This window comes from Beduini massiliensis, assembly GCF_000829905.1.
GTDB lineage: Bacteria > Bacillota_I > Bacilli_A > Erysipelotrichales > Coprobacillaceae > Beduini > Beduini massiliensis.
Window position 1 is genome coordinate 290,677 of record NZ_CDPP01000002.1, and the last position, 13,077, is coordinate 303,753.

The following is a 13,077-nucleotide window of genomic DNA, read 5'->3' on the forward strand; positions in this document are numbered from 1 at the left end:
AGGGATTTTATGCATACTATTTATTATAACGGTACCATTTTAACGATGGATTCCCATCAACAAACAGCAACTGCATTATGTGTGGAAGATGGAAAAATTATAAAAGTCGGAGATGATTCAATGATTCTCTCATTAAAAAAGGAAGAAACTCAAATCATTGATCTCCAAGGTAAAGTCATGATGCCAGGATTTATTGATCCCCACAGCCATTTTATTGGAGTCGCAAATTCACTTTCACAATGTGATCTTTCTGAAGCTGTTTCATTTGATGATATTATCAATAAAATGAAAGCTTTTATAAAAGAAAATCCAATCAAAAACGGGGAATGGATTTTTGGCACAAACTATGATCATAATTTTCTTAAAGAAAAAAGACATCCGGATAAATTTATATTAGATCAGATTTCAAAAGATTTTCCTGTTGTTCTTATTCATGCATCCGGACATATGGGAATTGCAAATTCCAAAGCATTAGAACTTCAGCATATTACCGATCAAACGAAAGATCCTGACGGCGGAAAATATGACCGTATTGACGGAACAAATGAACCCAATGGATATATGGAAGAAAATGCGTTTAATCAATTCCGTAATAATACCCCGATGATAGACATAGAGACCATGTTGAAGCTTGTATTAAAAGCTCAGGATATTTATGCCAGCTACGGAATTACCACCGTGCAAGACGGAATGGTTACCCCACCCTTATTCCAATTATTAAAATATGTTGCTGAATCTGATATGCTTCAATTAGATGTCGTAGGATTTGTTGATTTAGATCATTCCCATGACTTAATTCGTGAAAAAGAATATGTAAATCGTTATCATCACCGCTTGAAATTAGGCGGTTACAAAGTCTTTTTAGATGGTTCTCCACAGGGACGAACAGCCTGGATGAGTACACCTTATCAAAATGCTAAAGATGGTTACTGTGGTTATCCAACCCTTAAAGATGAACGTCTCTATTCTTTAATTGAGACAGCTTTATCCGAAGATCAGCAGCTATTAGCGCATTGTAACGGAGACGCTGCATCACAGCAATATATCGATCAATTTGAAAAAGTGCTGCAAAGCCACCCAAATTGGGAAGCACATCGTCCAGTAATGATTCATGCTCAATTAGTTAGAAAAGATCAGCTAGAAAGAATGAAAGAAATCGATATGATGCCTAGTTTCTTTGTTGCTCATACGTATTATTGGGGAGATATTCACATTGAAAATTTCGGTAAGGAAAGAGCAGACCATATTTCTCCAGCAAAAGATGCATTGGATTTAGGTATTCCTTTCACTTTTCATCAGGATAGTCCGGTTCTTCCACCGGATATGATGAAGACCGTTTGGTGTGCTGTAAACCGTCAAACTAAAAATGGTCAATCTATCGGAGACTGTGAAAGAATTGGTGTTTATGATGCTTTAAAAGCCATCACAATCAATGGGGCTTATCAATATTTTGAAGAAGATTCAAAAGGAAGTATCGAAGAAGGAAAACTTGCTGACCTTGTCATTTTAGATAAAAACCCATTGGAAATTGACCCTAAAGATCTTGCGAATATCATAGTTCTTGAAACGATTAAAGAAGGAAAAACCATTTTTAAAAGAAACAAATAAACAAAATGTCTTGCCATCTAAAAAGGCAAGACATTTTTATTTATTTTACTTTTTCTAGGGTTAAAAAACCTAATACAACCCCTACGACGGAAACAATTGCCCCTAAAAGCAAAGATTCATGAACACCGATCATATCTAATAAAATACCTCCCGCCAGACTGGCAAATACTCCCGCTAAAGTCATGGATGTAGTGAGGAAAGACTGTCCTTTAACCATATCATTTTTCTCGATGATCTGATTGACATAGTAAACCGATGCCGGAACAAATAACGCATAGGCTCCCATCTGTAAAACCTGTGCCATATAAATCATTGGCATGTTTGTTGCGACTAACGTAAGAATATGCTTCAATGCAAAACATACTAAAGATATTTTAATAAGCAATGTGCAGTTGACCTTTTCATTGAGTTTGTTGAACATAAACATGATTGGCAGCTCAAGCATTGCCGCTACAAAAACAGCATTTCCCATATCACTGCTGTTTCCACCTACATTGGTTACAATCTGAATAAAGAAGTTATTAATTATACTGTGGGCAAAATAAATACAGACAAACCCTAACAAGAAAACCATAAATTTAATGTATTTGTGTACAAATTGTCCGAATGATAACTGAGATTTCTGTTCTTCTTCATTTGTTTTACTGTCTTTATTGTCATCAACCACTGTATATAATTGAATAATGATGTACAGTAATGTATTAAATAAAACATATGCGAGTGGAATAATTGAACTGTTGATGGCACTTACAACATACCCCAATGCAATAGAGGTTAAAGCATAAGCGGCTGACCCTAATCCTCGGGCAACCCCGAAATTGATCTTATAACCAAACTTTTCAAATACAAAAGCAAACGAATTAATCAATGGCATTAATGAAGTCGTTAGTGAAAAGATAACGATAACAAAGAAAGCCAGAATCTGTTTATTCATAGGAATAAAATATACCGCAACAGAACAGATGATTGTCACTGCCAATAAGATACGAATAACTAGATTGATTTTTGCCGTTGAGGATTTATCAGCAATAGTTGCGATCAACGGCTGCAAGATCACCGCCACAATACTGCTTAGAGCTAAAGTGATTCCAATCAGTGAATTCGAAAACCCTTCTCCCAGTAAATAAACGGAAGCATAGCCCATCATTGCACAGATTGCTGCACAATAGAAAATCTGACTCAATGAATATTTTATATTTAAGACTCTATTCATTTTTCCTCTCCTTCTAAATAGAAAACATAATAGTCACTATTTTTAATATCGTTTATTAAGATAGTATCTCCTATGTTATAGCAGTTGATATTCTCTTAATTGTGCTTCAATCTCATGTTCATCAATTATACAGCGTGTTTCCCCAAGTTCAATAGCCGGTTTAGTTTTTCCATGGTAATCACTGCCACAAGTAATTAATAAATGATGTTCTCTTCCCTTTTTTAAAAAATAATTAACTGTATCTTCATCGTGATAATTACTGAATGCTTCTACTCCCTGAATACCTGCTTTGATCATCTCATCAAACACTTCAAATTGTCCCTTTAAATTATTTCCCGGATGAGCCAAGACAGCCACTCCACCATTTTCATTAATAATTTTAATCGTTTCTTTTAAAGAGGGGAATACCACTTCCGTATAACAAGGCTTTCCCTGAGCATAATAATCCCAATAAAAATTCACATAGGGGTTATCACTTCTCTCTCCGTTTTCTCGATAAGGTTTTAATAATGGATGATCTTGATAACGTGAATCGTTCAGTAATGCTTCAGCGAACATTTCTCCGGTGTAGACTCCATTTGCACTTAAAGCATCTAATTGACTTTTGTCTAGTGCAAAACCAAGCTGGTTTGTAAGCTTTAACTTTTCTTCACTGCATGCTAATTCCTGTTTTAAAATATTTTCTTCCAGTTCATTAAAAATTGGATTTTTATGATCAATTCCATACCCTAATACATGTAAATTAATCCCATTATAGGTGCAATCAATTTCTGTCGCATGAATATAATGTATCCCATACTCTTTTGCTGCTTTCTTTGCTTCATCAATGGCTTTGACACTGTTATGATCTGCTATTGCCATGATTGTGATTTTGGCAGCATGACATTTTTCAACTAATTGAGTGGGAGTAAATTCCCCATCATCACTATACATGCTGTGCATGTGTAAATCGATAAATTTATTCATTATTCTTCCCCTTTTCTTTTAAATTTCTAATCGCAATGCTGTATAACCCTTTCCAGATCATTTCATTCATATCTTTTATTTGTACTAGCTGCGGATAATGGTACTTTGGTATTTCACTGTTAAGATTCAAATTGCCAATTGATTCTACGACCTCACTGCATACACCGATTATTTCCGGATTAAACACACAGCATAAAGTTAAAATTTGTTTGGTCAACAATAACTCCGGATCTTTTCTTAATAACTGATCCTGCTGCTGATGTGTATAAAACGGCAAATAACGCAGCTCTCCGGCAAAATGTGAAAACCCATTGTATAATTTATGATCAATCATCATACCACACCCTACATAGACCACCGCCGGCTGATAAATAAAAGCCAAGTGCGGACTTTGGGGATACATATAAGATAATCCAATACAAGCATTATTCACATCATTTTCAATAATACAATTTATTCCATACCGTTGCTTTATCATTTCTCCTACATGGCATCCATTTAACTGTTCAAAGTCGCAGATATCTATTTTTCCGTCTTGACAGATTCCCGGTATACTAAAAACAAAAAGAGAGATTTTCTTATCATCCTTAATCAGCCGATCCGTTATAATCTTTAATTCATCTAAATTACCGATCTTACTTACCAGTTTTTCTTCGTCAAGGATCATCCCCATCAAGTCTATGGTTCTGCCAATAACCTGATATTGATCATAATCCCGTTTTAAAATAATCATTCCAATATGATAGTAATCCTTATTAAGTCTATACTGTTTTGATTTTCTGCCACCTGTAGATTCGGCTTCCCCAATGTACTCTATTTCTTTCTTTTCGATCAGGTCATGGAGAATATTCGTGATTCCCGCTAAAGACTGCCCAGTTTCTTCCGCCAATTCATTTTTAGTCCAAACTTTAATGTTGTAAAAGCATTCTCTGATCTGTTGAATGTTGCTAAGTTTTAGTTCATTTATTCTTGCCAAATGCTCGCCTCATTTCTTTCGTTACATTATGACGAATGTTACAGGATCAGTATACGCTGATTCAATTTGTAAGGCACTTTATTTTCACAAATTGAAATCATCCCCCCTTGTCAGATGTGACCTTTTCATACTATTATGAATTGAAAAATCAGAATTTCATACACTTATTAAATATTGACCGCCTATTGTTTCAAAGTTATACTAAATGAAATACAGCAAGGAGATCGGACAAATGAAAATCGAATTACATACGCATACCAGTGAAGGAAGTTCCTGTGCCAAAGCAAAAGCCAAAGATATTATCAAAGCCTATCAAGCATTTGGGGCAGATGGGGTTGTGATTACTAACCATTACTCAAAAAATACATATGAACGTTTTAAAGAGGATTTAAAAAACAATTATCTTAAAGGCTATAGGAATGCTTTAAAGCAAGCTGAAGCATCTTCTCTCAAAGTTTTCTTAGGCATGGAGCTTAATCTTTCTTCACATCCCAATGATTACCTAATCTATGGCATTGATGAAGATTTTATTGTTAAATATCCAACTATTTTTAATGAAAGTTTAGAAAGAGTCGCAGAAATTGTTCACCATGAAGGGGGTGTGATTTTTCAGGCACATCCTCTGCGAAAGCCCTGTGAAATAAAAGGCGCCGATGTATTAGATGGCTATGAATTTAATTACACTCCTTTTCACAACAACTATAACGATCACTTAACACAATGGGTCTTAAAACATCAAAAGGATTATCCTTCCTTACAGTATATTTGCGGAAGTGACTGTCATGGTTTAGAAAGTGTTGGCTGTAAACTATTTGAAATAGACGAACCTATCAACAACAACAAAGCACTTGTAAAGGCACTAAAAAATAAAAAATATAATTATTTCACTTTCCTAACAAAGAATGATGACTAAACAAGGAAACAAGACAGGATTGCGCAATTTAAGACAGGACAAAAAGCAGTACCTCTTTTAAAATAGAATTAAATCTAATTTTAAAAGGAGAATAGCATATGGAATTTAATGAAGTGATTCAAAACCGAAGAAGCATCCGTCATTTTACATCACAAGAGGTTGAATCGGATAAGATTAACCAGCTAATTGACTGTGCACGTTTATGTCAATCCGCCAAAAACAGACAGCCTTGGTATTTCATGATTTTAAAGGGACAAGAAAAAGACAAAACAGCAGATATTATGATGGAACCTTTTAGTGAAGAAACCAAAGAAATGATGGGTTATATAAATACTGTGAAATATTCAGCGGACACAATCAAAAGGGCACCGATACTGATTGTTGTTTTTCAGGAAAATGAAGAAGAATGGCTGGCTCCCGACCTTTTATCCGTGGGGGCTACAATCGAACATATTTGTTTAGAGTGTGTAAATCTTGGCTTGGGATCGGTATGGATCGGAGATATCTGTTTTAATGAAAGAGCAGTTTCCAAATACTTAGGACATGAGCACTTTCATATAGTGTCCGCAATCGCTATTGGGGATCCTGCAGAATCTCCTAAACAAAGGCCAAGAAAAACCAGAGAAGAAATTTTGATTCATAAAAAAGGATCAGGATCTGTCAATTGACAGATCATTTTTATTTACATTGCGGATAACTTTTATAAAAAATAATATATAATAGCTTTAAAGCAGAATAACTTAGTCAGAGGAATTGCAGAGGAAAATATGAAAGATTTTATAAGGGAAATCGTTGAACTATTGTTTGAAAACATCCCATTTTCAAAAGATTCAGAAGAAGCAAAATCAAAAATAACAGCAGCTTTAAAAAAAGAATATACAAAAGAAAATGAACGAAGCAGTGCTATTGAAGCCGTTGCCACGATCATCAATCGCTATCCTCATATTCGAGAGGCTGCTCATTTGATCGATTACGATCAAACAGAAATAGCGATGCTGCTTAATCACGATGTAGTATTCAATAAAGGAAGCTTCAAAAAGATATGGAAGAAAACAAAACGATTTATTTTTATGGAGTGCTTTCTTGTAACGTTTATTATTTCCGCTCTTTTGCAATGGATTTGCAATTTTCGAGTTACCCCCATTCTTTTTACTGTTCCCTTTGTCATCATGCTTAGCAGCGGCTTATTTTTTATCCATAAAAAACATAAAAAGTTTGCATCAATGTATGATTTTGAAAAGATAAAACTGGACTCCTCCGGTCGTGACTATGTCAAAACACAATATGATCGTTATTGTAAAAAAGAAATGAATATGATATTTGTATGCTTCACATTTTTATTTTATCTCATTTTTACTACACTATTGTCCGTTTTTAGTTCCTTATATTCATTTTATGATATCCTACAACAAATTACCTACAGTAGTTCTCTCATTAATATTTGTTTATATCTCTTATTTAAGAATATCTATTGCCGCCAGAATATTCGCAGTTTTTTCACAGAAGAGAAAGAAACAAACTATTTAAGCCATCTGCAAAAACTTTCTGTTTTCTCTCTAAGCTATTGGTTTATTACTACTATGGCATTATTTTTTGGTCGTTATTTTACCAAAACAATTATCAATTATTTTATAGCCGCAGCACTTTTATATTTCTTAATGATACTTATTTATAACTTAACGACACGAAAAAATTTAGTTTTTAAAAATATAGTCTTTAATCTAAGAAGAACCATTATGATTTCCCTGGCAATATCCGCTATTATGCTTTATCAGTTAATGTCGATGGATCTCTGGTTAACTCAGCCTTATATCAACACGATTGCCAGTATTCCACATGTTGAAAATACCATAGACTATAATGATGAAAATGGCGTTTATACGATAACTACCGAGAAAGAAGATTTTAAGATCTTGCAGTTAACCGATATTCATCTCGGTGGAAGCTTTTTATCGATCACAAAAGATATAAAAGCATTGGAAGCCATTTATACGTTACTTAAAGAGACAGAACCGGATTTCGTTATTGTCACCGGGGACCTCGTATTTCCAATGGGAGTTATGTCATTTTCACTAAACAATCGAGCTCCTGTAATGCAATTTGCTTCATTTATGCGTAACACAGGAATTCCTTGGGCATTTACCTATGGAAATCATGATACTGAAGCAATGGGATTAATTACTGACCATGAGTTTGATGAACTGTTAAAATCGTTATCATATCGAACTTCTCAGAACCTTCTTTATCCTTATATTCAGCCGGACATTTATGGCAGAAGTAATCAAATGATTGAAATTCGTCAAGTTGACGGCACCTTGATGCAAGCTTTGTTTCTTTTAGACTCCAATGATTATATGGACAGTTCAAAGATCAATGATTATGACTATATTCATGATGATCAGGTGGATTGGTATGAAAGACAAGTTCTTTATTTAAGTGATAAGGAGGGCTATACGATTCCATCCATGTTGTTTTTTCATATTCCTTTGCAGGAATATCGTGAAGCTAATGATCTGCTTGAATCAGGAAGCCATGAAGTTCAATATTTCTATGGAAAAATTGGAGAAACAATGCTCAACAAGATATGCAGTTCTGAATATCCAAGCAAACTTTTTGAAACAGCGGTAAGATTAAACAGCACGAAAGCAATGTTCTGTGGACATGATCATTATAATAATCAATCGATCGAATATAAAGGAATACGTCTTACTTATGGCTATAGTATTGATTATTTAGCTATGCCCGGCATTCAAAATGATATTGAGCAGCGTGGGGCTACTTTGATTACCCTTCATAAAGAGAGGGATTTCTCTATTGAGCCATACCGACTAATAGATATCTCTTAGACAAAATACCATCGCCATTATAACGGAGGTGGTATTTTTACTTTAAATACATAGATGACCGTATTTGAATATTAATAAATATTCTAAGCCGACCTTTTTGAGATTGGATTAATGCAATATTCTACATCTTACTAATGAGTCTATCCTAATATAAAATACAAAAGTTTTCAATTTATGAATAAGCAGTTGCACTTATTAAGTTATTGTAATAATATATAGATATAGAAATAATAAAAATAATTTTTATTATTTTATTTCATATCGATCGGGAGGCGATTTTATGAAAGACAATATCATCACCTTGCAAGAGGTGACAAAAGTTTATGATTTGAATGGTCCTAAGCCGTTTATGGCAATTGATCAACTTAATTTAAGGATTGATGCCGGTGACTTCATCTGCATTATGGGACCATCAGGAAGCGGTAAAAGTACGTTGATTAATTTAATTTCAACGATTGATTATCCTACTTCTGGAGAAGTGATCATTAATGGTAAAAGATCGACTGATTTAGATGAAGTAGCATTGAGCCATTTTAGGCAAACGGAAATGGGCTATATCTTTCAGGAACATCAATTAATCGATTCTATTACCCTATTTGAAAATATCATTATTAAACATCCTATCAGTCAAAAGAAAAAACTGATGGAACAAATTCATCATTTAGCTAAGATTCTTGATATTGATCAAGTGCTTTATCATTATCCAAGAGAATGTTCGAGCGGCCAAAATCAGCGTGCTTCTATTCTTCGAGCACTGCTTGACCAGCCAAAAATCGTTGTTGCTGATGAACCGACCGGCAATCTGGACAGTATCAATACAAGACAGCTGTTAGATCAATTCACTTTGATTAATCAACAGGGAACAACCATTTTAATGGTGACACATGATCCTCTTTGTGCAAGTTATGCTAATAAAGTCTATTACTTAGTCGATGGACGTTTTCAGCATATTTATAATAAAGATGATCTCACTAATGATGAATTCTACAAATTGCTTTTTAATGCCATTGTTCCGGATATGGAGGCGTTATTATGAGAGATTTATTTCATTTTTCCAAAGAAAATTTTATGTTGGATAGAAAAAAGAATCATGTGTATATGTTTATTCTCGCCTTTTGTACAGCTTCTGTTCTCTTGTTTTTCAATTATATGAACAATGATTCCTACAAGGTCGTAAGTATTGGCGGATCATTCTTTTCCGATAATAATGCTAATCTCTTTGTGATGACGGTAGGCCTGATTATGGTTTTAGCAATCGGAGGGTTAATGTATGTCATTTCAAATACTTTTCTAAAACAAAAAAATAAAGAAATCGCTATACTGCATCTTTCCGGTGTTAATCTTGTTAGAATCAGTGTTTATTTTTTAATGCAGATTATGCTGGTACTGATTAAAGCTATACCGCTTGGTATTGTTTTATTTATGATAATGAATCCTCTTTTTAATGGGGTCATAGGTCTGACTACCGGCATGAAAATTCCCCTTTTCTATATTTCCAGCGAAGCAGTTGTCTCAGGTTTGATGGTCATTGGTATTGTTGTTGTTACTTTAGCTATTGCCGCAGTTGGCTTTGCTTATCAAAGTGAACTGATTGATTTATTGAGTGGTCCATCTAAAAATAGTAAGCCATTACCGATATCTCATATACGTATGCCTAAAGTGGTTTGGTGGCTCCTATATGCAATAGCCATATATGAGATCACGACTGTTTCAGGTCAAAGCCGTGCTTTATGCCTTATGTGCGGAATGGGGGCTATCGCATTAAATAAAATTATTAAAAAGGCATTGCCAAAAGTCTTCATGCTTATTCGAACTAAATTCTGCATAAATAAAAAAGAACGTCTGATTGCCATTGGACGAGCTTCGGATTTAATTGTTTATTTAAGCGGTTATATCTGTATTACCTTTATTGCGATTACCTTTTTAATGGCATTCATGATTGAAACTATGTCCGATATAAAAATATTTTCTATTTTATGTATGAGTTATTTTATTATCATTGTATTAATGAACCTGGCTTTATTTTATCGCAATCTTGTTGAAACGCCTAACCAGCTGCATCAATTTAGAACACTCTATTATCTGGGTTTCCAACGTAAACAGCTAAATAAAATTAATCGTTTAGAATTATTTATCCTATTTATTATGATGACAATCTCACCTATTATTTTTGGAGGTGTAATGACAGCAACGAATTTATCATTTATGCCGTTATCTATGGGATTGATTCTTATTGGCTTTAGTATATTATGTACAATCGTCTCGCTGACTGCGACCTACTATTATCGTAAAAGATTATTAATGAAAGAAGGTGCCTTATCATGAGTTCACAAAAAGATGTTATTTTGGAGGCACGTCACCTCACTAAATCATTTGGCTTATATCGAACTAATCGTCATGATGTAATTAAAGGGATTGATTTAAAAATTTACAGTGGTGAATTTGTGTGTGTCATGGGTCCTTCAGGAAGCGGTAAAACAACACTCCTCAATTTATTATCCACAATAGATGCACCTACAACAGGCTCAGTTATCATCAACAATACCAGTGTAGGGAAATTAGGATTAATAGGGTTAGCCGATTTCAGGTATGAACATTTAGGCTTCATTTTTCAAGATTTCTATTTGAATGAACGTTTGAGTGTATTTAAAAATATTGCAACGCCCTTACTTGTAAACAATGTAGATGAAAAAGAAATAAGACATCGTGTTCAAGAGGTAGCCTATTTACTGCATATTGAAGATCAGCTCGATAAAATGGTGGATCAATGCTCCCGTGGTCAAAAGCAGCGTATAGCAGTTGCCCGTGCTTTAGTCACGAATCCAAAACTAATAGTTGCCGATGAACCGACTGGTAATTTAGATCAAAAGAATGCACATGAACTGCTTAAAATACTGCAAAAGTTAAACAAACGTTTAAATTTAACCATTCTTCTTGTTACCCATGATTTATTGGTGGCAAGCTATTCAAGCCGTTTCTTTTATTTGAAAGATGGGCAGATTACGACTGAGTTTGAACGGGGAGAATTAAGTCAGCTGGACTATTTACATCGTATCCGAGATTGTTTCGAAGACAGCGAAAGTTAATCTATCTATAAAAAAGCAGAACCATATTATTGAAAAGAGTACTCTTTTAAGATTCAATGTTGTATTAACATTATCTATTTGGAGTAATCAAATCATTACTGTTCTGCTTTTTTCTTGTTACATAAAGTAAATCTATTATATAATCTGGAAAATATAGAATTTTAAATAAGATGTTTCTTCCATTGTCCATAGAATAGGGTGATCGTGATTTTGCTGTGTAACTGAAACTTGTTTTAATGTAACCCCCACTTCATGGGCAGATTCTCTTAACATTTTTTCAAAATTAGCGGTTTCCATAAAACGTGAACAGCTGCATGTAATGAGGTAACCCCCTCTTTCAAGAAGTTTCATTGCTTTCATGTTGATTTTCTTATACCCATTATAAGCATGATCTATTGTTCTTCTTGATTTAGTGAATGCCGGTGGATCTAACACAATAATATCATATTGACCCGTTTTACATTCATCTAAATATTTAAACACGTCTGCCTGAACAAATTGAATCTTATTTTCTAAGTGATTCAACACTGCATTCTCAAAAGCCTGATCTAATGCTGTCTGTGACAAATCAACTGCAACCACTTCTTTAGCGTTACCGTAAGCCGCATTTAATGCAAATCCACCCGTATGAGTAAAACAATCCAGTACTTTTTTGCCGTGAGCCATTTTTCTTAATAGGACACGGTTTTCTTTTTGGTCTAAGAAATAGCCTGTCTTTTGACCATTTTCCACATCGACATTCAACAAAATACCATTTTCATTGATAACCGTTGCAGTAGGTAAATCAGCATTTTTCCAGTATCCCTTTTCTAAAGGAAGTCCTTCTTTTGTACGCACATTGATGTCATTTCTTTCATAGATGCCGTTTACTTCCTGTCCATCTTCCCGCAACACCTCAAGCAACACTTCATACAACATATCTTTTATTTTATCTAAGCCGTAAGAGCTAATTTGAGTCACTAAAATATCATTATAGCGATCAACAGTTAATCCCGGAAGCTGATCTGCCTCGCCAAAAATCAGTCGGCAATTTGTCATATTTTCAGATTCTAAAGTCTTCCGAAAATCATAGGCAAATTGAATTCTCTTTTTAAAGAAATCTCTTCCAAATGTTTCATTAAGATCTTTGGATAAAATACGAACTGTAATATGACTGTGTTTAGATAAAAAACCGGTTCCTAAATAACGGTCATTGGTTGTCATGATATCAACCAGAACCCCATTTTCAATCGATTCATCTAAATCAACTACATTATTTTTATACATCCACATTTGGCCTTGATCGAGCCATTTTTCACCTTCTTTTGAAATTGTCACTCTAGGATATTTTCTGTTCATTGATTTACCTCACTCTATTTTTTACGAGCTACGCTCTTTTGTGTTCATTTTACACTATCGAGGACATTCTCTCAATAAATTTCACTCTAAAAGAAGATGGATATTTTTGAATTATTGCTTATATGATTGAG

Annotated in this window: 11 protein-coding genes; 7 read left to right on the forward strand and 4 right to left on the reverse strand. The window is 34.2% G+C overall.

The window, feature by feature from the left end; all coding sequences use genetic code 11:
* Positions 1–9 precede the first annotated feature (9 nt).
* Complete coding sequence (locus BN1225_RS01495) at positions 10–1,608, forward strand: amidohydrolase (RefSeq protein WP_041138055.1); 1,599 nt, start codon at positions 10–12, stop codon at positions 1,606–1,608.
* A 40-nt stretch (positions 1,609–1,648) separates the two neighbouring features.
* Here the strand turns inward: BN1225_RS01495 and BN1225_RS01500 are convergent, their stop codons facing one another.
* From BN1225_RS01500 to BN1225_RS01510, 3 genes are all read right to left on the reverse strand, one after another.
* Complete coding sequence (locus BN1225_RS01500; RefSeq protein ID WP_041138056.1) at positions 1,649–2,821, reverse strand: MFS transporter; 1,173 nt, start codon at positions 2,819–2,821, stop codon at positions 1,649–1,651.
* A 75-nt stretch (positions 2,822–2,896) separates the two neighbouring features.
* Positions 2,897–3,787, reverse strand: a complete 891-nt coding sequence (locus BN1225_RS01505; RefSeq protein ID WP_041138057.1) for a PHP domain-containing protein — start codon at positions 3,785–3,787, stop codon at positions 2,897–2,899.
* Positions 3,780–4,763 carry an ROK family protein gene (locus BN1225_RS01510; protein ID WP_041138058.1) on the reverse strand — a complete coding sequence of 328 codons (984 nt, stop codon included), beginning with the start codon at positions 4,761–4,763 and terminating at the stop codon, positions 3,780–3,782. Before BN1225_RS01510 ends, BN1225_RS01505 begins: the two co-directional genes overlap by 8 nt.
* A gap of 232 nt (positions 4,764–4,995) precedes the next feature.
* On the opposite strand from BN1225_RS01510, the gene BN1225_RS01515 reads away from it, so the two are divergent.
* The 6 genes from BN1225_RS01515 to BN1225_RS01540 all read left to right on the forward strand — a co-directional run bounded on the left by BN1225_RS01515 (position 4,996) and on the right by BN1225_RS01540 (position 11,608).
* Positions 4,996–5,676: a PHP domain-containing protein gene (locus BN1225_RS01515; protein WP_041138059.1), complete on the forward strand. Its 681-nt coding sequence runs from the start codon at positions 4,996–4,998 to the stop codon at positions 5,674–5,676.
* Between the two features lie 98 nt (positions 5,677–5,774).
* Positions 5,775–6,344 (forward strand): nitroreductase family protein, encoded by a 570-nt coding sequence (locus BN1225_RS01520; protein WP_041138060.1) that lies wholly within the window; start codon positions 5,775–5,777, stop codon positions 6,342–6,344.
* 99 nt (positions 6,345–6,443) lie between these two features.
* Entirely contained in the window at positions 6,444–8,522 is a 2,079-nt protein-coding gene (locus BN1225_RS01525) for a metallophosphoesterase family protein (RefSeq protein WP_041138061.1), read from the forward strand.
* A 280-nt stretch (positions 8,523–8,802) separates the two neighbouring features.
* Positions 8,803–9,558, forward strand: coding sequence for an ABC transporter ATP-binding protein (locus BN1225_RS01530; RefSeq protein ID WP_041138062.1), 756 nt, complete (start codon positions 8,803–8,805; stop codon positions 9,556–9,558).
* The gene (locus BN1225_RS01535; RefSeq protein ID WP_041138063.1) at positions 9,555–10,847 is read left to right on the forward strand and encodes a hypothetical protein; all 1,293 of its coding nucleotides are present in this window, start codon (positions 9,555–9,557) and stop codon (positions 10,845–10,847) included. Before BN1225_RS01530 ends, BN1225_RS01535 begins: the two co-directional genes overlap by 4 nt.
* Entirely contained in the window at positions 10,844–11,608 is a 765-nt protein-coding gene (locus BN1225_RS01540; RefSeq protein ID WP_041138064.1) for an ABC transporter ATP-binding protein, read from the forward strand. Before BN1225_RS01535 ends, BN1225_RS01540 begins: the two co-directional genes overlap by 4 nt.
* A 135-nt stretch (positions 11,609–11,743) precedes the next feature.
* On the opposite strand, the gene BN1225_RS01545 is transcribed toward BN1225_RS01540, so the two are convergent.
* Entirely contained in the window at positions 11,744–12,946 is a 1,203-nt protein-coding gene (locus tag BN1225_RS01545; RefSeq protein ID WP_041138065.1) for a class I SAM-dependent rRNA methyltransferase, read from the reverse strand.
* Positions 12,947–13,077 lie beyond the last annotated feature (131 nt).